The sequence below is a fragment of the Lysinibacillus sp. F12 genome, from assembly GCF_057773605.1.
In genome coordinates this window covers 879,297-904,633 of sequence record NZ_JBYMLP010000001.1, presented here as the reverse complement: position 1 = coordinate 904,633, position 25,337 = coordinate 879,297, and the positions used below count along the sequence as shown (strand labels likewise).

Genomic DNA, 25,337 nt, shown 5'->3' with positions numbered 1-25,337 from the left:
CCTCCACCTAGCGTTACAATTAATGATGTTATTCAAGGTACGTAAAGTCTCTAAAGGCAAATTTTTAGAGACGTAATGGAAAGAAAGAGTGGTTGAAAAAATGAAAGTTTTATTTATTGGCGATATTGTTGGTTCAATTGGTCGAGATGCGGTAGAGAAATATTTACCTCGTTTAAAAAAGAAATATAATGTCGATGTTGTCATTGCCAATGGTGAAAATGCTGCGGCAGGTCGAGGAATTACACGTAATATTTATAATGACCTGTTACAAATGGGTGTAGACGTTATTACAATGGGTAATCATACATGGGATAATAAAGATATATTTGATTTTATTGATGATGCTGATTATTTAATACGTCCAGCCAATTTTTCTGAAGAAGCGCCAGGTAAAGGTATGGTGCAAATTTCTAAAAATGGTGTGACAATATCTGTCATTAATTTACATGGTCGTGTATTTTTACCACCACATGAGGATCCATTTGCAATGGCAGAAAAATTGATTGAAGAAGCTCGTCAAACGTCACCGCTTGTATTTGTAGATTTCCATGCGGAGGCAACTAGTGAAAAGATTGCACTTGGCTGGCACTTAGATGGGAAGGCTTCTGCCGTTGTTGGGACACATACACATGTTCAAACAGCAGATGCACGTATCTATCCTAATGGTACAGCTTACATTACGGATGTAGGTATGACAGGTCCGTATGATGAGATTTTAGGGATGACGAAGGAAAGTGTCATTTATAAATTCCAAACAAATATGCCTTCTCGTTTTGAAGTACCGAAAAAAGGGCGTGAGGTATTAAGTGGTTTCTTTGTAGAGATTGATAATCAAACAGGGAAGTCTAAATCCTGTGAACGCATTTATATAAATGAAGATTATCCATTTCAAGGATAAATAAGTCGAAGAATGTTGATTTACAGCACTTTTTCCGAGGAAACAGGATTCTTTGTGAAACTAGTCTATTTCCGTCTTGCGGCGCATAAAATGTGCTACGGACAATAACTTGAGGTCCAAAAAGGGGGACATGAGTTGTTGAGCGTAAACACTATTCGCGAAACGGGGAGGAATAATTGTGGATTCATTAAAAGTATCATCACGCTCTAATCCAAATTCAGTTGCAGGTGCATTAGTCGCGGTAATCAGAGAAAAAGGGCAAGCAGAAATGCAAGCAGTTGGGGCAGGTGCACTTAACCAAGCCGTGAAAGCAGTGGCCATCGCACGCGGATTTGTAGCGCCAAGTGGCACAGATTTAATTTGCGCGCCGGCGTTTGCCGATATTTTAATTGCTGGTGAAGAACGTACAGCCTTGAAGCTGCTAGTGGAAAAACGTATTCGATAAAAAGTAATAAGTAAAATGCCTTGTCACATAATAAGTGACGGGCATTTTTTCGTTTTCCTGTTTACATATGATAGATGTCACTTGAAATAGGTTCGTTATTTTGCTTAGATTTGAAAATTACAACTTTATGAACAGGATTTTCAGTCAAAGGTCTGATTTTCGCCTAAATCGTTGAGAAACAATAGTGCAGAAGGTTTCTTCGTGTTAAACTTATGAAGGAAAAATAATAGTACACATTGGATTTAAGGAGTTGTTGACATGTTACATCAGCTTTCATGGAAAGTCGGTGGGCAACAGGGTGAAGGGATTGAGAGTACAGGTGAGATTTTCTCAATGGCAATGAATCGTCTAGGCTATTTCCTATACGGTTATCGTCACTTCTCTTCTCGAATTAAAGGTGGCCATACGAATAATAAAATTACAGTTCGTCCAACAGAAGTACGTGCAATTGCGGATGATTTAGATATTTTAGTGGCGTTCGATCAGGAAACAATCGATGTCAATTATAAAGAGCTTACAGAAAATGGTGTTATTTTAGCGGATGCCAAATTTGATCCTGTTAAACCAGAAGATTCAAAGGCTCCATTATTTGTTGTACCGTTTACAGAAATAGCAGCAGAGCTTGGCACTTCATTGATGAAAAACATGGTAGCCATCGGTGCAACCGCATCATTGCTAAACCTAGAGGACGCAGTGTTCCAAAATGTTGTCGATGATATTTTTGGGAAAAAGGGCGAAGAGGTCGTTCAAAAAAACATGGAGGCCATTACTCGTGGTCGTCAAATCATGAATGAGCTGTTAGGTGATCGCGTAGGTGCATGGGAGCTTTCTCCAGCAGATGGAAAACGTCGGATGTTTATGATTGGTAATGATGCAGTAGCACTTGGTGCATTAGCAGCTGGGACACGCTTTATGGCAGCCTACCCAATTACACCAGCTTCTGAAATTATGGAGTATCTAATTAAGAAACTACCAAAATTCGGCGGCACAGTCATCCAAACAGAAGATGAGATTGCCGCAGCAACAATGGCGATTGGCGCTAACTTTGGTGGTGTTCGCTCCTTTACAGCATCGGCTGGACCTGGTCTTTCACTGATGATGGAAGCAATTGGTCTTTCAGGTATGACGGAGCAGCCATTAGTGGTCGTGGATACACAACGCGGAGGTCCTTCAACTGGGCTACCAACAAAGCAAGAACAATCAGACTTAATGGCAATGCTATACGGAACACATGGCGAAATTCCTAAAGTAGTTATTGCACCTTCTACAATGGAGGAAGCATTCTTTGACACAATTCAAGCATTTAATATTGCGGAGGAATTGCAATTACCAGTTATATTAATGACTGATTTACAATTATCGTTAGGGAAACAATCTGTAGAACCATTTGATTACAGTAAGATTGAAATTCGTCGTGGTAAAATTGTGATTGATGATCTTGAAGAAGCCGCTGATAAAGCCTATTTCAAACGCTATGAAGATACTGAAGATGGGGTTTCACCTCGGGTATTACCTGGTACATTACATGGTATTCACCACGTTACAGGCGTGGAACATGATGAAACAGGGAAGCCATCTGAAGCAACGGGTAATCGTCAAACTCAAATGGATAAACGCTTCCGTAAGTTAGAGAATTTGAAATTTGATAATCCAGTGTTTGTGAATGCTCCACATGAAGAGGCGGATATTTTATTAGTAGGCTTTAACTCAACAAGGGGCGCTATTGAAGAAGTACAAGAACGACTCAATGCGCAAGGAATGAAAGTTAATCATGCACATGTTCGCTTAATTCATCCATTCCCATCTGCGGAAATGGCACCACTTGTAGCGAAAGCGAAAAAAGTAATCGTTGTGGAAAATAACTATACGGGTCAATTGGCAAACATTATGAAGATGAACATAGGTGGTCACGATAAAATCGCGACAATCACTAAATATAATGGTACACCATTCTTGCCAGGTGAATTAGAAAATCGTGTGAAGGAGTTGACTCGCTAATGGCAACATTTAAGGATTTTCGTAATGCAGTAAAGCCAAACTGGTGCCCAGGCTGTGGAGACTTCTCTGTACAAGCGGCTATTCAACGTGCTGCTGCGAATGTGGGAATTGAACCAAATGAACTTGCAGTAATTTCTGGGATTGGTTGTTCGGGTCGTATTTCAGGATATATTAATTCTTATGGATTTCATGGTATTCATGGTCGTGCACTTCCGATTGCACAAGGGTTAAAAATGGCTAATCGTGATTTACATGTCATCGCTTCTGGTGGTGATGGTGATGGATTTGCGATTGGTATGGGGCACACCATTCATGCAATTCGCCGTAACATCGATATTACGTATATTGTCATGGATAACCAAATTTATGGTTTAACAAAAGGTCAAACATCGCCTCGCTCTGCTGCTGGATTTATTACTAAATCCACACCAGGTGGAGCAATTGAGCCATCGTTAAAACCTTTAGAAGTTGCGTTAACAAGTGGTGCTACATTTGTGGCACAAGGCTTCTCGACTGATATTAAAGAGTTAACAGCTTTAATCGAAGCGGGTATCAATCATAAAGGCTTCTCATTCATCAATGTCTTTTCACCTTGTGTCACATATAACAAAGTGAACACATACGATTGGTTTAAAGAGAACTTAACAAAGCTAGCGGATGTTGAAGGCTATGACCACACTGATCGCGGTATGGCAATGCGTACAGTGATGGAGAACGAGGGCTTAGTAACAGGCGTTATTTATCATGATACAGAAACAACGTCCTATCAAGAAAAAGTACCTGGTTACTCCGAGTTACCATTAACAGATATTGATATCAAAATGAGCGAAAATGAGTTCAATGAATTAGTAAAAGAATTTATGTAAGATGCTAGAATCAAAGCATTTGGACTGGTAATAGTCCAAATGCTTTTTTGGTTGTATGAATGTATTGCTTGTAGAGTTAGAAAACAGCAGTAAAGATACAAAAAATATGTGAAATCATATTCAAGTTGTGAATCTAAAACAAATAGAAGGGGCTGGTAGAGGTAAAAATCTCCCCGAAAATGCTACAATAAAAGAAAAAAAAGAGGCGATGCACGTGAATAACGTCATTGATTTTATTGCAAAGAAAAGGGAACGTGAAGAAAGGCAGCGTGCTCAGAATTTAGAGCGGTATGTGGCAACACACTGTAATTTTCAACAACCTGAAAATATTGACGCGCTAGTAGAGGGCAAACTGATAGAGGTCAAAGATCATTCGTTATTTTTGGGCTTTCTGTCTATTTTAAAGGATGAGCAAATAGAACCCATGACTATTTTTCAGGATGTCTTTACGTTAGAACCCGCTCGTTTTGAAATGTCTTATAATATGAGATGGTGGTCTGTTGTTCAACTAGCGTTTACATTTTTAACAATTTTAAAGGAAAATGAGCCGCATACATATGCAAATTTTTTAGGTCTCTCCAAATAATCTAGGTATGTGTACGTCTCTTCAAACAAACGTGCACATACAGAACTAGATTTCTCCTTATCTCCTTCCTTCCATTTTACAATTCTCCTTCAATTATTATTTACATTCATAGATTTTATAATTTCTCAATAATTTTTACTAAATATTTTAATGACCTCCATACTTGCTTAATGTTTGTTTTATACCATTACGGATGTAAGCAAATAAAAATAAACCAAAACAAATGGAGGGTCCAACACATGGCAATTCAAAAGTTGTGGAAAAAAGGCTTAATTGGTGCATTAGCCATTTCCATGTTGGCAGCTTGTTCAGACAGTTCATCAGGTACAAATGAGGTAAAGGAAGATGTAACGCTTGAAGAAATTACGACAAAAGCAAAGGAAGAGGGGGCTGTCAATTCTGTTGGTATGCCTGATACATGGGCGAACTGGGTGGAGACTTGGGAGGAGCTAGGAACTGAATATAGCATTAAACACAAAGATACAGATATGTCGAGTGCTGAAGAATTAGCAAAGTTTGAAGCAGAGAAAGATGATGCTACAGCAGATATTGGTGATGTAGGGATTGCTTTTGGTCCGATTGCTAAGGACAAGGGCCTCACATTACCATACAAAACTTCTTATTGGGAAGAGATACCTGATTGGGCAAAAGACAATGAAGGCCATTGGATTGTAGGCTATACAGGAACTATTTCATTTTTAACAGATAAAAATAATGTAAAAGATGCTCCGAAATCGTGGGAGGATTTAAAAAATGGCAATTATACAGTCAGTATTGGAGATGCATTAACAGCTAACCAAGCACAGTTTGCCATTTTAGCTGCTGCCATGGCTTTTGGTGGAGATGAGTCCAATATTCAACCCGGGATTGATTTTTTTGCAGAGTTAGCGAAGCAAGGTAGATTACAGGGTGACCCATCTGTCGCAAATTTAGAAAAGGGAGAAATTGATGTCGCTATCTTATGGGATTTTAATGCATTAGGCTATCGTCACCAAATTGATGAGGAACGTTTTGATGTAGTGATACCGAAAGAGGGTTCTGTTACTTCGGGCTATGCAACGATCATTAATAAGTATGCTAAAAACCCACATGCAGCCATGCTAGCACGTGAATATATTTTATCTGATGCAGGTCAAGAAAATTTAGCAAAAGGCTATGCAAGGCCAATTCGAGACAAGGTGGACCTACCACAGGATGTAAAAGATTTATTGTTACCAGCTGATATGTATAACAATGCTCAACCAGTAAACGATCAAAAGAAATGGGAAGATACAACAAAGCAAATTCCACAATTATATCAGGAGCAGGTGTTAATCCATGCAAAATAAGAAAGTAGTTTTAATTGTCGTTGATGCACTACGCTTTGATACTGCTTGTACCCATATGGGATTTTTACACCATTTAGTAGAGCGAAAGGTAGCAGCCCGCTATAAAATTTGTTCGGAGGTTCCTGCGTTATCTAGACCATTATATGAAACCATTTTAACAGGGACACCCCCAATTGTTCATGGTGTCACAAGTAATATGACCGTCCGTTTATCGACTCAAAAAAGTGTCTTTCACGTTGCAAAGGAACACGGATTGTCTACAGCAGCCTCAGCCTATTATTGGGTAAGTGAACTTTATAACAGAGCGCCATTTAACCATATGGCTGACAGAATTCAACTGGATACATCCTTACCAATTGACAATGGATTGTTCTATTTTGAGGATCATTATCCGGATAGTCATGTATTTGCAGATGCAGCCTGGTTAATGGATGAAAAGCAGCCTGATTTCCTTTATATTCATCCGATGAATGTTGATGATGATGGTCATAAATTTACTGCGGATTCCGCACAATATCGCAATCGTGTTTTAGCGATGGATGCCATATTATCATTATTCATTCCAAAATGTATGGCGCAAGGGTATGAGGTCATTGTTACAGCTGATCATGGCATGACGAGTGATGGCAATCATGGGGGAACAACGGATGAGGATCGTTATGTTCCACTGTTTGTAATCGCCGATTCTGTCAAGGCAGGGATAAATGAGGGTGTTGTTTCCCAATTACAAATTGCACCACTATGCTGTCATTTATTGAATATGGAGCCTACTGATGAAATGGTGCCACTTTTACTTGAAGGTGTATATACAGCAAAAGAGGTTTAAATCATAATAGTCGCTCCTGTTAGGCTAGAGCGACTATTATCCCCTTGGGCAGCAGTAATTATAGAAAGAAGTGATTGTGTTGATATCGAAGCGGCAATCCATTGCCTGGCTTTCTCCTTTTCTAGTATTACTATTATTATTTTTCCTTGTCCCTTTATTGTATATGCTCATAACTAGCTTTCAAAATAGTGATGGCTTCACGCTAACGCAATACAAGGCTGTCTTTACGAACGGCTATATTTTACAAGGTTTTAAAAATAGTATTACCTTATCCATCATTTCAGCTATTATCGCGTTAATGGTTACATTGTTCGCGGTCTATGCGATGATGAAGTTTTCTGAGCCAGTGAGAGAGAAAATTTTAATACTAACAAATTTAACATCTAATTTTTCGGGTATTCCGTTAGCTTTTGCCTTTATCGTGTTACTTGGCAACAGTGGTTTATTTACACTGTTATTTGAAAAATGGGATATCGATGCATTGTCATCATTTTCACTTTATAGTTGGGGTGGCCTTTTATTAATTTATATTTACTTTCAGCTTCCACTATCGCTTATGCTGTTATATCCGATTTATGATGGAATCCAGCAGCAGTGGAAGGAGGCAGCTGCACTTTTAGGGGCATCCAGTTGGCAGTTTTGGAGGAAAATTGGTCTACCCGTGATGCTTCCAGGGATTGTCGGAACTTTTAGTGTATTATTTGCTAATGCTATGGGTGCGTATGCCTCAGCCTATGCATTGACTAGCAGTAATTACAATTTAGTGGCGATTCGTATTGGCTCATTAATTAAAGGTGATATCTTTGCCCAACCAGAGCTAGCAAGTGCAATTGCGGTCATTTTAGCCGTATCGATGGTAACGGCGATGTTAATTAGTGAGTGGAGCATCTCAAACACAAGGAGGAAGCTTAAATGAAAAAGCGAGGCTTGGCTGATTTATTTTTCCTCCTGTTAATGGGGTATCTTATATTGCCCGTTCTAGCAACGATGCTCTACGCTTTCGCATCAAAATGGAATTCAACTATATTACCAGAAGGATTTACATTAAAATGGTTTTCCACATTGTTTCAGGATAGTGAATTTATTCAGGCATTTGGACGTTCAGTATTGCTAGCAGGTGGTGCTGTTAGTATCGCACTCCTCGTTATTGTGCCAGCCATCTTCGTTATTGTCTTGTACTTTCCAACGTATGAAAAATGGATACAGATGGCCGTTGTCATGGTCTATTCTTTCCCAGGAATCATTTTAGCGGTTGGGCTTATCCGTGTTTATAGTCAAATAGGGATACCGATGATTTTCGTTGTTCTAGGGGCCTATGTTGTTGGAATTCTACCTTATATCTATCAGGGCACACGAAATAGTTTGCGAAATATAGATGCAAGGCAGCTTCTTGATGCAGCTCAATTACTTGGGGCATCTAAAAGGCAAGCGTTCACAAAAATTTTACTGCCTACTGTTTATCCAGGCTTATTTGCAGGTGCGCTGTTATCTTTCTCTGTTTTATTTGGTGAATTTGTCTTAATTAATCTTGTTGTTGGCTCTCGCTTTGAAACAGTTCAAATTTATTTAATGAAAAAACTTAGTACTAGTGGACATATCGCTAGTGCAGTAGTTTTCATTTATATCGTGCTGATGGGTTTATTAACATTTGTCATTGCTTTAGTAACGAAACGATCGAAAGGTGCTACAAATCTATGAGTTATCTTGTTATTGAAGGGCTTCATAAAAACTATGGGTCATCAACTGTTTTATCGAATATTAATATGAAAATTGACAAAGGTGAATTTATTACTTTATTAGGGCCAAGTGGCTGTGGAAAGAGTACGATTCTTCGCATTGTCGCAGGCTTGACAGATGCATCGGCAGGGCTTATTTCCATTGAAGACAAAGATATGAATGGTGTACAACCTAAGGATCGCCAAGTAGGGATGGTTTTTCAATCCTATGCACTTTTTCCGAATATGACCGTGCAAGAAAATGTCGCCTTTGGCTTACGTATGCAAAAGGAGAATTCAGTTGATTTAGAAAAACGCGTTCAAGACATGCTGGAGCTTGTTCATTTAAGTGAAAAAGCCCACGCATATCCGAAAGAACTATCGGGAGGTCAACAACAACGTGTTGCACTAGCACGAGCCTTAATTGTTCGACCTAAAGTGTTGTTATTAGACGAGCCACTGAGTGCGCTAGATGCTCAAATACGAAAGAAGCTTCAAACAGATTTACGAGCCATTCAACGGAAGCTCAATATGACGATGATTTTAGTAACGCATGATCAGGAAGAGGCCATGGCTGTTTCAGACAGAATATTTGTAATGAATAATGGCAGTATTGCGCAAAGTGGGACACCAACTGAGATTTATACAAAACCTGATAATGAATTTATTGCTAATTTTATCGGGCATTATAATGTTTTTTCCCGACAGGTATTAGAGCGAATGCTCGGAGAATCTTTACCAGAAACCTACCGTAAATTTGCGATTCGTCCAGAAGCTCTGCATTTCGATAAAAGAAACGGTGATCTGTCTATAACAGGAACAGCGAGACAATCATTAATGAGTGGCAATATCATTCGAACAACATTTGAGGGAGAAACCATATTTACAATGGAGCAACTGCATCAACAGGGTGATTCAATTGAAATGGGAACAACCTATAAGTGTTATGTCGCAAAAGAAGATGTGATTGCATTATCATGACTTACGCAAAACTAGAAAGATTTGAATTTATCTTAAAACAATTAGAGCGGGAAGGGAAAATTATTGTTGCGAATATTGCTGATGCGCTTCAAGTAGCCCCTGAAACAATACGCAGAGACTTTGATGAATTAGAGCAACAGCGATTATTAACAAGAGTGCATGGAGGAGCTATTAAATATACGAACGTGCGGAATGAGCCTGCCTTTTTGCGTAAGCTTCAAATGCAAAAAGAGGCTAAGCGTCAAATTGCTCGCATGGCCGCAAAACGTATTGGTGATGGAGATACGATAGCCATTGATACGGGGACGACAACGGTCCATATTGCAGATTTTCTACTGGCTGTTGACGATATAACAGTTGTTACGAACTCGATTGCAGCAGCTGTCCAGTTCAATTTAGCAATAGAAGAAAGGCGCATGACGGGGAAGGTTATTTTACTAGGAGGTACTGCGAATCCTCGACAATCCTCTGTCGCAGGCGCTATGACTTTGGAAATGTTAGATAATATGAATTTTGACAAAGCATTTATCTCCTGTGGCGGCATTAGTGAGGGTGTCGTGTATGATTATGATTTAGATGAATCTCTTATTTCAAAAAAAATGCAAAAGCATAGTAAGGTTAATTATTTATTAGCGGATGCATCAAAGATTAATGGAAAATCATTTTTCCAAATCTGTCATCTTGAAGAATGTACGGAAATTTTTTGTGAAAGTACTTGTCCATTAGAATGGCAGGCTTATGAAGAAAAATGGACGGTATGTAATGGAGGGAAAAGTTGATGACTATTGATTATCATGTACATTTAGAAGAGGGTCCTTATTCATCGCGCTGGCTAGAGCGTACATCACAGGCGCTTGAGTTCTTTGAATGTGTGGATGCATCTGCACAAGGTTCAAAGGAGCAAATGACCTATCAACTTCAGAGGTTAACAAAGAGGGTTCAAAATGGCTGTTATAGTGAGGAATGGTTAGATTTATATCTTCAGCAAGCAAAGCGGCTTGGATTACGTGAGGTAGGCATTGTTGATCACTTATATCGTTTTAAGGAGACGCGTGCTTATTTCGAGCGCTTTATGAAGTTGGACGATAGTGAGATTGGTCAATTACAGCAATATTGGCTGGATCGTGTCATGACAGAAAATATCGATTCTTTTGTCTCTACCATTCAGCAGGCGAAGGAAAAATGGCACCAAGAAGGAATTGCCTTAAAGCTAGGTATAGAGGCAGATTATTTTATAGGTGGGGAGATGGAACTAACTTCCTTATTAGCAGACCACCCATGGGATTATGTCATCGGTTCAGTCCATTTTGTGGATGGATGGGGCTTTGATAATCCCCAAACAGAACATCTATTTGAACAAATGAATCCGCAAGCATTACAAGAAAATTATGAACGATTCTTTATGACTGTTGAAAACATGATTCAGTCCAAACTATTTGATTTTGTTGCCCATCTTGACAACTTTAAAGTATTTAATTATCAGGTAGAGGATCAGGCTTTTCTGAAAGTTTGGTATGAGCGTATCGCACAAGCTTTAACGTCAACCCAAACTGCCACTGAGATCAATGCCGGCTTGTATTATCGTTATCCTGTAAAAGAAATGTGCCCTGGCCCTCGTTTTTTACAAACCTTACTTGATTATGGGGTTATTTTTACTGTATCCTCAGATGCCCATTTCCCTGATGATTTAGGAAAATATACATTTGCCAATACGGACTTGCTCAAGAGTCATGGGGTTCAATCTCTTGTCTCTTTTGAACAACGCATTAAAAAATTTATAGAAATATAGATACTGGAGAAGGCACTAAAGTTTTATATTAGTGTCTTTTATGGGTGCTACATATGTACAATCTAGTGCGCATACAAATGAATAAATTCATTTTTACTAGAGAGGCGATCGAATTGTCATACCTACAGGAACAACCTTTTTTGCCTATTGTTATACAGTCAGGACAGCATGCCTACGGGGTAGCCCGTTCTTTTTATGAAGCTTATCATATTAAGAGCCTTGTTATTGAGCCAGCTAGAGAGCGAGGGAATTTCCGATCACTTTTCTCCGGTGGTGCACAGGGCATCGCCACTCAAAATAGTGGTATCCTCGAATTTCAATATGTAGAGCATTTAGATGACCCTCACTATTTTGTGCAAGCGCTGCAGATGCTGGCGAAGCAGTTTCAGCATCAACGATTGATTTTATTAGTGTGTGACTGCTTTTACGCAGAGCTAATCATTCAAAATAAAGAGGAGCTAGAAAAATATTTTATTTTACCCTATATCGACCAAGCTTTGCTAAAGAAGGTTCAAACGAAGGAAAAATTTTATCAACTTTGTGACTTATATAAGTTAAAATACCCCCAAACAGTGACTGTAACAAAGGAACAACAGACAAACTGCGTTATACCATTCCACTACCCAATCATTATTAAACCTTCTAATTCTGTGGCGTACTCTAGCTGCTCCTTTCCTGAGAAGAAAAAAATTTATCTTGCCCATAATGACAGTGAGGTGCAAAAGATTGTTCACTGTATTTATCGCTCAAGCTATCAAGATTCCTTAATTTTACAAGAGTTTATCCCCGGTGATGATTCGTTCATTCGTGTGTTAGATGTTTATGTAGGGAGGGATAAAACAGTGAAATTGATGTGTTTAAGCAATAAGCTATTTGAGGACCCCTCTCCGCAAAACAAGGGCATCTCTTTAGCTGTCATGACCGATTATGATGAACAATTGATGGATACAATACGGCATCTGTTGGAGGACATTGGTTATACGGGCTTTGCCAATTTTGATATGAAATATGATCCGCGAGATGGGGAGTACAAGTTATTTGAGCTGAATTTACGAGCCGGTTCTTCCAGCTATTATGTGACAGCGAGCGGCCATAACTACATGCAATATGTAGTGGATGATTATCTATTCCACATCCCGCTTGAACGAACATATGTCCAAACTAAGCATTTGTGGTCACTACTGCCTCCCAGAACCTTATATAAATGTATGGGGAATGAAAAATTAAAAATGGAAGCAAAACGTTTAGTGAAACAAGGTCAATATACAAATGCTTTATTTTATAAAGAGGATATGAGTATGAAGCGTTGGATTAAGCTGAAATTATACGATGGATACTTATATATCAAGCATAGGAAGTATTTTATTAATCGGGACGTTTAGCGCCTAATAGATAATAGAACTTGAAAATGGACGAATCAATCCTTTCAGCTACTTGTAATTAAGTCGAAACCACGACATTTGAAGCGCAAGCCTTGTAGGAAGTATCAACTATTCAGTATAATAGTAAGATGGAAATTCAAGTGCATGGATTTCGTTTGAAAGGAGTTACCTGATTGCGATGAATGAGGAACAACGCTTAGCTAATCAACAGGTCAATCAACCAAAAAAAGAAGACAAGCCTGAAAAGGATTACAGTAAATATTTTGAGAAGGTCTTTACGGCACCTTCCTTAAAAGATGCTAAAAAACGTGGCAAAGAAGATGTGAAATACCATAAGGATTTTAGCATTGACGAACAATTTGCAGGAATGGGTAAAGATCGTACTTTTTACATTCGTACTTATGGCTGCCAAATGAATGAGCATGACACAGAAGTAATGGCTGGTATTTTTATGCAGCTGGGTTACACACCAACTGAAATAATTGAAGAGGCTGACGTGGTCTTGCTGAATACATGTGCCATTCGAGAAAATGCTGAAAACAAAGTATTTGGAGAACTTGGTTTCCTGTTGAAATATAAACGAAAAAACCCAGAGATGCTAATCGGGGTTTGTGGCTGTATGTCGCAAGAGGAATCTGTTGTTAATAAAATTTTAAGAAGCTATCCACATGTCGATATGGTTTTTGGAACGCACAATATTCACCGCCTACCAAACATTCTTAAGGAAGCTTACATGTCGAAAGAGATGGTCGTAGAAGTTTGGTCAAAAGAAGGCGATGTGATTGAAAATCTGCCGAAAAAACGCCTTGGTTCCATTAAAGCATGGGTTAATATTATGTATGGTTGCGATAAATTCTGTACGTATTGTATCGTACCGTATACACGTGGAAAAGAGCGGAGTCGTCGTCCAGAGGAGATCATTGCTGAGGTTCGAGAGCTAGCGGCAGCGGGCTATCAAGAGATCATGTTGCTTGGTCAAAATGTCAACGCTTACGGGAAAGACTTTGAGGATATCGAATATCGTCTTGGTGATTTAATGGATGCTTTAAGAAAAATTGATATTCCAAGAATTCGTTTTACAACGAGTCACCCTCGAGATTTTGATGATCATTTAATCGAAGTACTTGCAAAACGTGGTAATTTAGTAGAGCATATTCATTTACCAGTACAATCTGGCTCTAATGACATTTTAAAAATTATGGCTCGTAAATATACACGTGAGCATTTCCTGACATTAGTAGAAAAAATTAAGGCTGCCATTCCTGAAGTAACATTAACGACAGATATTATTGTTGGCTACCCAAATGAAACAGAGGAACAATTCGAGGAAACGCTTTCCTTATACCGTGAAGTTGGCTTTGAGGCAGCATTTACGTATATATATTCTCCTCGTGAAGGGACACCGGCTGCAAAAATGGTCGATAATGTACCTGAAGAGGTGAAAAAGGAACGACTTCAACGTTTAAATGAAGTTGTGGGTGAGTATTCTCGTAAAGCCTTAGAGCGTTTAAATGGTGAGGTTGTCGAAGTGTTAGTTGAAGGAACAAGTAAACGACGAGATGATGTGCTTGCAGGCTATACACGTAAAAATCGTTTGGTCAATTTTAAAGGACCAGCAGAAGTAATTGGTCAATTAGTAAAGGTTAAAATTATCGAGACTACATCTTATTCACTTACTGGTGAGTTTTTGGAAGTCGTAAAAAATGAAAAGGTGGAAGCGTAAATGACACAAATCTTATACACAAAAGAAGATTTAATTAAAAAATCACATGAAATTGCACATATGATTGCAAATACACCAGAGGTTGAATTTTTCAAAAAAGCAGAAGCTCAAATCAATGAAAATCAACAAGTACGTGAACGAATTGCTAGTCTAAAAAGTTTACAAAAACAGGCTGTTAATTTCCAACACTTAGGGAAAGAAAAAGCGCTTAAAATGATTGAAGATAAAATTGCAAAAATCGAAGAAGAAATTAATGATATCCCAGTTGTTCAACAATTTAAAGAATCACAAGGCGATGTTAATGATTTATTGCAATTAGTATCGAATACAATCGCTAATAATGTAACAAATGAGATTATCCGCTCAACAGGCGGCGATGTGCTACGTGGTGAAACGGGTTCATATGTAGATAATTCTCAACCAGGTAGCTGTTCTTAACAGATTATAGAAGTAAAGCTCGAATGACAGCATTCGAGCTTTTTTATGTTCATTTCTATGGAGGAATGCTCATGCTATAGCAGTCTCTTTCTGAAAGAGTTCTAGAGGAATCATTTAATTCTCTAAAATATATGTTCACCCAATGGGCGCAACCTGCATATGATGGAGTGAAAAGAGTCGAAGGAGGAATTGCGCTGAAACGTTTACGACAAATCGTGACGAAAGCAGTAGTTGCCAAAGGGAAGAAGAGAACGGAAGAGCGTGTAACATTATCACCAACAAATAAACCGACAAGTATTTTAGGATGCTGGGTAATTAACCATACTTGCTCTGCTAAAAGAGTCGGGAAATTTGTAGAAGTAACAGGGAAATTTGATGTCAATGTATGGTATGCCTACAGTAATCATTCGAAGACAGCTGTGTTTTCGGAAACAATTCACTATAAAGACAAAGTGAAGCTTCACTATCGAGAAGGGGAAATTAGTGTTGGTGATGATGTTCGTGTACGGGTAATACAAGAACCAAATTGTATTGAAGCAGTTATTTCTTCATGTGGTACGAAATTTGAAATTGTAGTGGAACGTGAAGTGGTTGTGGAAGTAATGGGTGAAACAACAATTTGTATTAGTGTACATCCGCTAGATTATGAAGAAGACTGGAGCTTTAATGATGAGAGTTCATCATCCTCATCCTCATCTAGCTCGAGCTCAAGCTCATCTTCAAGCTCTGATGGAGAAGGTAGGTATGTATTAGAGTCATCATCGTTTCCTGATGAACGACCAAGATAATTTTAGAAACCATCATTTTTCGATACATGCGAAACGCTAGCATCTTAAAAAAGGTGAATGAAGCGTTTCGCATGTATCTTTTGTTATAATAAAAGTATCTATAGGTAAGAGCGAGGTAAATATTTATATGACAACATATACACCAATGATGCAACAGTATCTGCAGGTTAAGGAAGATTACAAGGATGCCTTTTTATTTTTTAGATTAGGTGACTTTTATGAAATGTTTTTTGAGGATGCCATCAATGCCTCACAAATTTTAGAAATTACATTAACGAGCCGAGATGCAGGGGCAAAAGAGCGAATTCCCATGTGTGGTGTGCCGCATCATTCAGCTAAAAATTATATTGAAACACTTGTGCAAAAAGGCTATAAAGTGGCCATTTGTGAACAAACGGAAGATCCAAAGCAAGCAAAAGGCGTGGTCAAACGTGAAGTGGTTCAACTCATCACACCAGGTACAATTATGGAAGGTAAGACACTTGAAGGGAAATCCAATCATTTTATTGGAGCAGCCGAACAACTGGATGACACAACATTTGGCTATGCATATCTAGATTTATCAACAGGTGAAGCCGTGGCTTCTTCCATTGAAGGCGATGGCAAAGCATTATTAATGCAAATGCAGGCCTATGGTATTCGTGAACTTATTGTAACGGATAGTTTACAGCTATTGTTAGCAGAACATGCTGCAAATGCTGCCATTGTACTGTCAGTGGAAGCCGATGAAATGACGATGGATAAAGCAGCTAGCTATGTAGAAGCTGTTCCGCCAGCCTTACAAATTTCATGCCTTCGATTATTGGCCTATATAGATAAAACACAAATGCGTTCGTTATCACATATTCAAGCATTTACGTTTAATGAAATGAAGCATTATTTACGCATTGATTCTAGCTCAAAGCGGAATTTAGAGCTCATTCAATCCATTCGCGGTGGAGATCAAAAAGGGACACTGTTATGGTTACTCGATGATACCGTCACAGCAATGGGTGGCCGTAAATTAAAACAATGGCTACATCAGCCGCTTGCCACACGCTCAGCTATTGAGTCTAGACTAGCGATTGTGACTGATTTATTGGAAGAATATTTTGTTAGAACAGAGTTACAAACTGCCTTAAAACAGGTATATGATTTAGAGCGTCTAGCTGGTCGAGTTGCTTTTGGCAATGTAGGTGGCCGTGATTTAGCACAATTACGAGATTCGTTGCGCCAAGTGCCAGCTATTCAGCAGCAGCTAATGGGTGCAGGTAAGGAGACCCTCCAACAAATAGGGGTAGCACTCGATACATGTACAGATGTTGAGGAACTTTTAGCAAAAGCCATAACGGACAATCCACCTATTACCATTAAAGAAGGTGATGTGATTCGAGACGGCTATCATGGACGATTAGACGAGCTTCGATATGCCGCCCGTAATGGTAAGGATTGGATCGCTCAGTTGGAGCAAGAGGAGCGACTAAAAACAGGCATTAAAAACTTAAAAATAGGCTATAATCGCATCTTTGGTTATTATATTGAAATTACTAAATCTAATATTCATTTAGCGGATTTAACTCGTTATGAACGTAAACAAACGCTTGCTAATGCGGAGCGCTATATTACACAGGAACTAAAAGAAAAAGAAGCATTGATTTTAAATGCTGAGGAAGAAAGCCTAGCACTAGAGTATCACTTATTTGTAGAAATTCGAGATGCATTAAAGGAATTTATTCCACGTGTACAGGCACTGGCAGCGAGCATAAGTGAGTTAGATGTTTTGCTAAGCTTTGCTAGCATCTCAGAAAAATATCGTTTTACAAAACCACAATTCCATAATGGACGAGCGCTCGAAATCATTGAGGGTCGCCATCCTGTTGTGGAAAAAATGTTAAACAAGCAAATGTATGTACCAAACGATTGTGTGCTAGAGGAGCAGAACAACATGATGCTTATTACGGGACCAAATATGTCTGGTAAAAGTACCTACATGCGTCAGGTAGCATTAATTGTCGTCATGGCACAAATGGGCTGCTATGTACCTGCTGAAAAGGCTAAGCTACCTATCACTGACCAAATTTTCACTCGCATCGGAGCAGCTGATGATTTAGCAGCTGGGCAATCAACATTTATGGTGGAAATGCTTGAGTCTCAACACGCCATTATGCATGCCACAAAAAACAGTTTAATGTTATTTGATGAAATTGGGCGAGGAACCTCTACTTATGATGGGATGAGTTTAGCTCAATCCATGATGGAGTATATTCATGACAAAATCGGTGCCAATACGTTGTTTTCTACGCATTATCATGAATTAACAGCTCTTGAAAAGGATTTGCCACGCTTACAAAATGTCCATGTGGCAGCTACCGAAAAAAATGGCATGGTTGTCTTCCTGCATAAGGTGAAAAAAGGCGCTGCTGATAAATCATACGGTATTCATGTGGCACAATTGGCGCAGCTACCAGAAGAAATTTTGGCAAGAGCTCGTGTGCTATTGGAAAACTTTGAGGCTGGGAACGAAGTAGTGGCTGAAGCACAGAAAATAGCAGAACCGCCACTGCAAATGTCTTTATTTACTGAAGAAGAGCCAATGGCACCAGCTGAGGCAGAGGTACTAAAAAAATTAGAGAAAGTTAATATTTTAGGAACTTCACCGATGCAGGCGATGAATATTTTATATGAGTTACAGCAAGAGTTATTAAACATGAAAAAATAAAGGAGTGATACGTTAGTGGGAAACATACAAATTATGGACGAATGGCTCTCCAATAAAATTGCAGCAGGAGAAGTAGTTGAAAGACCAGCTTCAGTTGTCAAAGAGCTAGTAGAAAATGCTATTGATGCGGGAAGTACGTCCATTGATGTTTTTTTACTAGAAGCGGGTCTCACTTCCATTCAAGTAATTGATAATGGTAGCGGTATGGATGAAGAGGACGCTATTATGTCATTCTCTCGCCATGCAACGAGTAAAATTCATCAAGAACATGATTTATTTCGTATTCGTACATTGGGCTTCCGTGGTGAGGCATTAGCATCTATTGCTTCTGTTTCAAAAATGACTCTAATTACATCGAACGGTGAATCTGGTACACATTTAGAGCTGGAGGGTGGTCATATGTTGACGCATAAGCCCGGCCCTTTACGTAAAGGTACAGATCTGACGGTATCACAATTGTTTTTTAACACACCTGCTCGCTTAAAATATATGAAAACTATTCAAACTGAGCTTGGGCACACAATTGACTTAATGAATCGTCTTGCCCTTAGTAATCCGCAAATTGCTTTTAGATTACTGCATAATGGTCAAATATTGCTCCAAACAAACGGACGAGGAGATGTGCAACAAGTGCTTGCTGCCATTTATGGAGTACATAATGCCAAGAAGATGGTGTCCTTTCAAGGAGAGTCACACGATTATCGTATTTCTGGCTATGTGACCCTACCAGAGGTAACTCGTGCTTCAAAAAATTATATGTCTCTATTCGTCAATGGTCGCTGGGTTAAGCATTATTTAGTACAAAAAGCCATTGTTGATGCCTACCATACGTATTTACCAATTGAACGTTTTCCCATTGTGGTTCTTTATATTGAGGGAGATCCATATTTGACAGATGTCAATGTGCATCCTGCTAAACATCAAATTCGTTTAAGTAAGGAGCCAGAGCTTTTAAAATTAATCGAAGAAACTATTCGTGAGAGAATACGTAGCGTTATTCGTGTACCACAAATGGAGAAAAAAGAAAAAATCGTCAAACCAGCTACAGAGCAATTAAATATTTGGAAGCCTGCACCTAAGATAGATGTGGAGAAAATGAACGCAATTGTAGAGAAGTTATATGATGTGCAAACCATTCGAGAAAACCAACGAGAAACTCCAGTAGAGCCAGAGCCTGTTTCTACTATTGTAAAGGATTATGGGCAGACAACTCCGTCATTAGAGGCTGTAGAAATAGAAGAAATAACTATTACCGAGCAACATGAGGATTTAGTAGATGAAACGGGTAAGGAACCGTTCCCTGAGCTGGAAGTAGTAGGGCAAATCCATGGCACATACATTGTCGCCCAAATGGAGGATGGTTTTTATTTAATTGATCAACATGCTGCACAAGAGCGCATTAAATATGAATTTTTCCGGGAAAAGGTTGGTCAAGTTAATCCACATGAACGTCAGGCATTACTGCTGCCACTAACATTCCACTATGCGGCTGATGAGGCACTTTTATTACGAGAACACAAACAAGAGTTAGAAGCAGTAGGCGTATTTTTAGAGGAATTTGGACAATCTTCCTTTGTAGTACGAGAGCACCCTAGTTGGTTCCCTCAAGGTGAGGAACAGGAAATCATTGAAGATTTAATTGAACAGGTGCTGACGACTAAAAAGGCAGATATTAAAAAATTACGTGAAGCCGCAGCGATTATGATGAGCTGTAAAAAATCTATCAAAGCCAATTATTATTTAACGAAAGAACAAATGGAAATTTTGCTTAGAGATTTACGCAAGGCCGATAATCCATTTACATGTCCACATGGACGTCCAGTGCTAATTCATTTTACATCGTATGAAGTGGAAAAAATGTTCAAACGAGTCATGTAGTGAAGAGGGGGAAAATAATGGGCGAATTTATTTTAGCGATTGATCAAGGCACAACAAGCTCAAGAGCTATCTTATTCAATAAAAAAGGTGAAATTAATCATGTAGCACAAAAGGAGTTTCAGCAAATTTTTCCAAAGGCTGGTTGGGTAGAGCATAATGCCAATGAAATTTGGGGTTCGGTCCTTTCAGTAATTGCAACCGTCTTAACAGAAAGTGGGCATGATGCTAGCGAGGTCCATGCTATTGGAATAACGAATCAGCGAGAAACAACTGTTGTGTGGGATAAACATACAGGACAGCCTATTTACAACGCCATTGTCTGGCAGTCGCGTCAAACGCAGGAAATCGTGAATGACCTGAAAGAACAAGGGCATGAGGAGCTTTTTCAGCAAAAAACGGGATTACGTCTAGATGCTTATTTTTCAGCCACAAAAATTAAATGGATATTAGATCATGTAGAGGGCGCCCGTGAAATGGCTGACAATGGAGATTTATTATTTGGCACGATTGATTCTTGGATTGTTTGGCGATTATCAAAGGGAAAGGCTCATGTTACCGATTATTCAAATGCAGCTCGAACATTACTATACAATATTCATGAATTACAATGGGATGCGGAACTTTGTCAGTTATTAGATATTCCGATGTCGATGCTTCCTGAAGTGAAAAATTCATCAGAAATTTACACTGAGACGGCAGCAAGTATTTTCTTTGGTGAAAACATTCCGATTGCAGGTATTGCTGGTGATCAGCAGGCGGCCCTTTTTGGGCAAACTTGTTTTACAAAAGGCATGGCCAAAAACACTTATGGTACAGGCTGTTTTATGTTATTGAATACAGGAAAACAGGCTGTAAAATCGAAAAATGGGTTATTGACGACAATTGCTTGGGGAATAGATGGTAAAGTTACCTATGCATTAGAGGGAAGTGTTTTCGTAGCAGGCTCAGCGATTCAATGGCTACGAGACGGACTACGTATGATTCGGACAGCAGAGGATTCTGAAACCTATGCTAAAAAAGTAGCCGATACGGATGGCGTCTATGTTGTACCTGCCTTCGTTGGACTAGGTACACCTTATTGGGATACAGATGCTCGTGGTGCCATTTTTGGGCTAACGCGGGGCACTTCTAAAGAACATTTCATCCGTGCGACACTTGAATCATTAGCCTATCAAACGAAGGATGTACTCGATGCTATGGAAGTAGCAGCCGGGGCACCTATTGAAGTACTCCGTGTAGATGGTGGTGCGGTAAAAAATGAGTTATTGATGCAATTCCAAAGTGATATATTACAGTTGCATGTTGAGCTGGCAAAGCTCAATGAATCAACGGCATTAGGTGCAGCTTATTTAGCAGGACTTGCTACAAATTTTTGGCCAAATCAAGAGGTTTTATCAGCACTGAGGGTAAATGGTCAAACCTACCAGCCGAAAATGGAAAAAGACCAAGCGACAGCTCATTATGCTGGCTGGCAAAGAGCTGTAGAGGCAACACGAATTTTTAAATCTTAGCTATTGGGGGAAAAAGGTATGTTTTCATATGAGCATCGTCCAAAAATTTTATATTATTTAGAGCACTATAGTTTTGACGTTTTAGTCATTGGTGGAGGCATTACGGGTGCAGGTATTGCTCTGGATGCTGCCTCAAGGGGATTGTCCGTTGCATGTATCGACATGCAGGATTTCTCTGCCGGAACATCGAGTCGGTCGACTAAACTCATCCATGGTGGACTACGATATTTAAAGCAATTTGATGTAGGAGTTGTAGCAGAGGTGGGACGTGAACGTGAAATCGTCTATGACAATGCTGTTCATGTGACAACACCAGAAAAAATGCTTTTGCCTTTATATAAAAAGGGTTCCCTTAGCCCAATGACAACATCTCTAGCCTTAAAAGTTTATGACCGTTTAGCAGGTGTCAAAAAACAGGAACGTAGAACAATGCTAAATGCGCAAGAAACCTTAGCATTAGAACCTTTACTCAATCAAGAAGGACTTGTCGGTGGAGGCTATTATGTTGAATATCGTACCGATGATGCGCGTCTTACGATTGAAGTATTAAAAAAGGCTGTTGAATATGGGGCACTTTGTCTTAATTATGCGGAGATGAAGGAATTTATCTACGACAAGAAAAAGCTAATTGGAATTAAAGTAGAAGATCATTTAACAGGACGCATTTTGAATGTACACGCCGCACAAATTGTTAATGCTACAGGTCCGTGGGTAGATGATGTACGTCAAAGGGATAAAGTAGCTGATAATAAGCAATTACGGTTGACGAAGGGTGTTCATATTGTCCTAAATCAAAAAGATTTTCCATTAAAGCAAGCAGTTTATTTCGATATTGCTGATGGACGTATGGCATTTGCTATTCCGCGTGATGGTAAAACCTATGTAGGTACAACGGATACTGTCTTCGAGGGCAATCCAGTACATCCTGTTGCAACACAGCAAGATGTGGATTATTTAATAGAGGCGGCAAAGAAAGTATTTCCTACAGCCAATATTACGAGAGCTACTATTGAATCATCGTGGGCAGGCGTTCGTCCATTGATTTATGAAAAAGGAAAGAATCCTTCAGAAATTTCAAGAAAAGATGAAATTTGGACGGCTCCGAGTGGTTTAATGACGATAGCAGGTGGCAAGTTAACAGGCTACCGACAAATGGCAGAATCGATTGTAGATAAAATTGTAAAAATCCGTCGTTATAAGCATGCGAGCGCATCTATAACTCGAGAGTTATCACTATCAGGAGCAAAGGGGATTAATGCCATCAATTTCCCTGACTATATTGCCTATAAAGCTCGAGAAGGTGTTCAGTATGGTTTAAATTACGATGAAGCTAAGCAACTTGTTCAAAAATATGGCACGAATGTGGATGCTTTATTTGATCGCGTAAAATATTTACATGAGCATGGTAGTACAATGCCACTTACTTTACATGCGATGCTATTATATGGCTTAGAAGCTGAAATGGTCTATACGCCAAGTGACTTCTTTATTCGCCGTACTGGTATGCTGTATTTTGACATTGAAGCAGTCAAGCTTTATAAGCAACAAGTGCTTCAAGTGATGCAACAACACTTGAATTATACGGAGGAGCAACGAAATGCTTATATGGCTGAATTAGACCAAGCCATCTTGGATGCCACTATTTTCGTGAAAGAAGGGGAGTAAGCGATGGAGCGTTATATTCAAATGTCTGATGGCCATTTTGTATTCACACGAACATTAGAATCTAAAAAGCCTTGTATTGGACATATCCATATATTACATGGCATGGCGGAGCATAGTGGTCGATATTTAAAATTTGCTCACACTCTTCAAAAAGCCGGCTATGTAGTGACGATGCACGATCATCGTGGACATGGTGAAACAGCTGCTTATAATGGAACTTTAGGCTTTTTTGCTGAAAATAACGGCTTTGAACGTGTTGTAGAAGATGCACATGAAGTAATGACTCAATTACATGCACCATTTGTCGACAAACCGTTCATTATTTTTGGTCATAGTATGGGCTCATTCATTACGAGACGCTATATCCAACGGTATGGGGAACTGGTAGACAATGTTGTGCTCTGTGGAACGGGTAATGTTACAGCTTTACACGCAATTGGTAATATCGTGTCCAAGGCTTTAGCCAAAGGTCTTGGTAAAGAGACAGAAAGCAGGCTTCTCAATCAATTAAGTTTTGGTAGTTTTAATAAGCAGTTTCCAAATCCGAAGACTGCCTATGATTGGTTATGCTCTGTACAGGTAGAAGTTCAAAAGTATATAGATGATCCATACTGTGGCTTTATTCCAACCAATCAATTTTTTGTAGATTTGACAACAGGCTTTTCAACCTTGAATCGCAAAAAAGAGATTGCCAAAGTAAGAAAGGATCTTCCAATACTTTTGATAAGCGGCAGTAAAGACCCTGTCGGTGAACAGGGACTAGGAGTGTACGCAGTGGCAGAACAATTAGCAACTGCTGGTGTGGAGGATGTCACTGTTTATTTATTTGAAGATAAAAGACATGAAATTTTAAATGAAGACAATCAAGAAGCAGTCTTTCAAGTATTATTACGGTGGTTAGAAAAATATGATAGAAAATAAATTACAGCAGGCTGAGGTCGTAGCAATTGTGGGACCAACTGCTTCTGGAAAAACAGCGTTAAGTATTGAACTTGCCAAAAAGTATAATGGAGAAATCATTAATGGTGACTCAATGCAAGTTTATAAAGGGCTAGATATAGGTACGGCGAAAATTACGGAAGAAGAGATGGAGGGAGTTCCTCATCATTTACTAAGTTTTCTGGAGCCGACAGCATCATTTTCAGTGGCCGACTATCAAAAGCTAGTAAGAGAGAAAATTGCAGACATACAAGCTCGTCATAAGCTACCGATTATCGTAGGTGGGTCAGGCTTATATGTACAAGCTGTTCTGTTTGATTTCCAATTTACTGATGAAAAAGTGGATGAGGCAGCACGTCAAGCCTATTATGATGAATTAGCGAAGCTTGGTCCCGAGGCAATGCACGATAAATTAAAACAACTAGACCCTCAAACTGCAGAAGCCATTCATCCAAATAATACACGTCGTGTCATTCGCGCATTAGAGATGCTAGAATTAAGCGGTGTATCGAAGGCAGCTGAAGCTCAAAATCGAGGCGAGGTACCTCTCTATAATCACTTGATTTTAGGGCTAGGTCAAAATATGTCACGAGAGGTGCTTTATGACCGTATTAACCGCCGTGTCGATTTGATGATGGAGAATGGTCTTTTAGAAGAGGTCCAAGGGCTATGGCAACAAAATATCCGGGGTGTGCAGTCTATACAAGCCATTGGTTATAAGGAATTATATGATTATTTAGATGGCAAATGTTCACTAGAAGGCGCCATAGACAGCTTAAAACAAAATTCTCGTCGCTATGCGAAAAGGCAACTTACTTATTTCCGCAATAAAATGGATGTCCATTTTGTGATGACAGGTGAACAATTATAAAATTAAAGAAAA

At 39.2% G+C, this 25,337-nt stretch carries 22 protein-coding genes; all 22 read left to right on the top strand.

Translation table 11 applies throughout. From position 1 onward, the window contains the following. Positions 1 to 100 precede the first annotated feature (100 nt). The 22 genes from AC3CH7_RS04655 (at position 101) to miaA (ending at position 25,325) form a co-directional block, all read left to right on the top strand. Positions 101 to 898 (top strand): TIGR00282 family metallophosphoesterase, encoded by a 798-nt coding sequence (locus AC3CH7_RS04655; RefSeq protein ID WP_488381597.1) that lies wholly within the window; start codon positions 101 to 103, stop codon positions 896 to 898. Positions 899 to 1,076: 178 nt separating this feature from the next. Beyond that, positions 1,077 to 1,343 carry a stage V sporulation protein S gene (locus AC3CH7_RS04650; protein ID WP_004224903.1) on the top strand — a complete coding sequence of 89 codons (267 nt, stop codon included), beginning with the start codon at positions 1,077 to 1,079 and terminating at the stop codon, positions 1,341 to 1,343. A gap of 258 nt (positions 1,344 to 1,601) precedes the next feature. Next, positions 1,602 to 3,341, top strand: coding sequence for a 2-oxoacid:acceptor oxidoreductase subunit alpha (locus AC3CH7_RS04645; protein ID WP_031419036.1), 1,740 nt, complete (start codon positions 1,602 to 1,604; stop codon positions 3,339 to 3,341). Continuing rightward, positions 3,341 to 4,207, top strand: coding sequence for a 2-oxoacid:ferredoxin oxidoreductase subunit beta (locus AC3CH7_RS04640; RefSeq protein ID WP_012293343.1), 867 nt, complete (start codon positions 3,341 to 3,343; stop codon positions 4,205 to 4,207). Before AC3CH7_RS04645 ends, AC3CH7_RS04640 begins: the two co-directional genes overlap by 1 nt. 208 nt (positions 4,208 to 4,415) lie before the next feature. Next, positions 4,416 to 4,793 (top strand): 2-oxoglutarate ferredoxin oxidoreductase subunit beta, encoded by a 378-nt coding sequence (locus tag AC3CH7_RS04635; protein ID WP_206700921.1) that lies wholly within the window; start codon positions 4,416 to 4,418, stop codon positions 4,791 to 4,793. A 239-nt stretch (positions 4,794 to 5,032) separates the two neighbouring features. Next, positions 5,033 to 6,121, top strand: a complete 1,089-nt coding sequence (locus AC3CH7_RS04630) for an ABC transporter substrate-binding protein (RefSeq protein WP_012293345.1) — start codon at positions 5,033 to 5,035, stop codon at positions 6,119 to 6,121. Further along, positions 6,111 to 6,947: an alkaline phosphatase family protein gene (locus AC3CH7_RS04625; RefSeq protein ID WP_099805063.1), complete on the top strand. Its 837-nt coding sequence runs from the start codon at positions 6,111 to 6,113 to the stop codon at positions 6,945 to 6,947. Before AC3CH7_RS04630 ends, AC3CH7_RS04625 begins: the two co-directional genes overlap by 11 nt. A gap of 70 nt (positions 6,948 to 7,017) precedes the next feature. Further along, positions 7,018 to 7,863 (top strand): ABC transporter permease, encoded by an 846-nt coding sequence (locus AC3CH7_RS04620; protein WP_012293347.1) that lies wholly within the window; start codon positions 7,018 to 7,020, stop codon positions 7,861 to 7,863. Next, positions 7,860 to 8,645, top strand: a complete 786-nt coding sequence (locus AC3CH7_RS04615) for an ABC transporter permease (protein WP_012293348.1) — start codon at positions 7,860 to 7,862, stop codon at positions 8,643 to 8,645. The genes AC3CH7_RS04620 and AC3CH7_RS04615 overlap by 4 nt, the downstream gene beginning before the upstream one ends. Further along, complete coding sequence (locus AC3CH7_RS04610; RefSeq protein WP_036167487.1) at positions 8,642 to 9,643, top strand: ABC transporter ATP-binding protein; 1,002 nt, start codon at positions 8,642 to 8,644, stop codon at positions 9,641 to 9,643. Before AC3CH7_RS04615 ends, AC3CH7_RS04610 begins: the two co-directional genes overlap by 4 nt. Next, positions 9,640 to 10,422, top strand: a complete 783-nt coding sequence (locus AC3CH7_RS04605; protein WP_012293350.1) for a DeoR/GlpR family DNA-binding transcription regulator — start codon at positions 9,640 to 9,642, stop codon at positions 10,420 to 10,422. The genes AC3CH7_RS04610 and AC3CH7_RS04605 overlap by 4 nt, the downstream gene beginning before the upstream one ends. Further along, on the top strand, positions 10,422 to 11,432 hold the full coding sequence (locus tag AC3CH7_RS04600) for a histidinol phosphate phosphatase domain-containing protein (protein ID WP_036215005.1): 1,011 nt from the start codon (positions 10,422 to 10,424) through the stop codon (positions 11,430 to 11,432). Before AC3CH7_RS04605 ends, AC3CH7_RS04600 begins: the two co-directional genes overlap by 1 nt. Positions 11,433 to 11,509: 77 nt before the next feature. Further along, positions 11,510 to 12,814 carry a carboxylate--amine ligase gene (locus AC3CH7_RS04595; RefSeq protein ID WP_051891095.1) on the top strand — a complete coding sequence of 435 codons (1,305 nt, stop codon included), beginning with the start codon at positions 11,510 to 11,512 and terminating at the stop codon, positions 12,812 to 12,814. A 178-nt stretch (positions 12,815 to 12,992) separates the two neighbouring features. Then, a complete protein-coding gene (gene miaB, locus AC3CH7_RS04590; protein ID WP_012293353.1) occupies positions 12,993 to 14,537 on the top strand; it encodes a tRNA (N6-isopentenyl adenosine(37)-C2)-methylthiotransferase MiaB in 1,545 nt (514 codons plus the stop codon). Next, positions 14,538 to 14,975, top strand: coding sequence for a YlbF/YmcA family competence regulator (locus AC3CH7_RS04585; RefSeq protein ID WP_012293354.1), 438 nt, complete (start codon positions 14,538 to 14,540; stop codon positions 14,973 to 14,975). 131 nt (positions 14,976 to 15,106) lie between these two features. Further along, positions 15,107 to 15,763, top strand: coding sequence for an outer spore coat protein CotE (cotE, locus tag AC3CH7_RS04580; protein ID WP_012293355.1), 657 nt, complete (start codon positions 15,107 to 15,109; stop codon positions 15,761 to 15,763). Between the two features lie 127 nt (positions 15,764 to 15,890). Beyond that, on the top strand, positions 15,891 to 18,461 hold the full coding sequence (gene mutS, locus AC3CH7_RS04575; RefSeq protein WP_031419054.1) for a DNA mismatch repair protein MutS: 2,571 nt from the start codon (positions 15,891 to 15,893) through the stop codon (positions 18,459 to 18,461). Between the two features lie 15 nt (positions 18,462 to 18,476). After that, complete coding sequence (gene mutL / locus AC3CH7_RS04570) at positions 18,477 to 20,339, top strand: DNA mismatch repair endonuclease MutL (RefSeq protein WP_036215013.1); 1,863 nt, start codon at positions 18,477 to 18,479, stop codon at positions 20,337 to 20,339. Positions 20,340 to 20,356: 17 nt separating this feature from the next. Then, positions 20,357 to 21,850 carry a glycerol kinase GlpK gene (gene glpK / locus AC3CH7_RS04565; protein WP_036167503.1) on the top strand — a complete coding sequence of 498 codons (1,494 nt, stop codon included), beginning with the start codon at positions 20,357 to 20,359 and terminating at the stop codon, positions 21,848 to 21,850. A gap of 18 nt (positions 21,851 to 21,868) precedes the next feature. Next, the gene (locus AC3CH7_RS04560; RefSeq protein ID WP_031419058.1) at positions 21,869 to 23,515 is read left to right on the top strand and encodes a glycerol-3-phosphate dehydrogenase/oxidase; all 1,647 of its coding nucleotides are present in this window, start codon (positions 21,869 to 21,871) and stop codon (positions 23,513 to 23,515) included. A 3-nt stretch (positions 23,516 to 23,518) separates the two neighbouring features. Beyond that, the gene (locus AC3CH7_RS04555; RefSeq protein WP_036167507.1) at positions 23,519 to 24,436 is read left to right on the top strand and encodes an alpha/beta hydrolase; all 918 of its coding nucleotides are present in this window, start codon (positions 23,519 to 23,521) and stop codon (positions 24,434 to 24,436) included. Further along, positions 24,423 to 25,325: a tRNA (adenosine(37)-N6)-dimethylallyltransferase MiaA gene (gene miaA, locus AC3CH7_RS04550; protein ID WP_012293361.1), complete on the top strand. Its 903-nt coding sequence runs from the start codon at positions 24,423 to 24,425 to the stop codon at positions 25,323 to 25,325. The genes AC3CH7_RS04555 and miaA overlap by 14 nt, the downstream gene beginning before the upstream one ends. Positions 25,326 to 25,337: the final 12 nt, after the last annotated feature.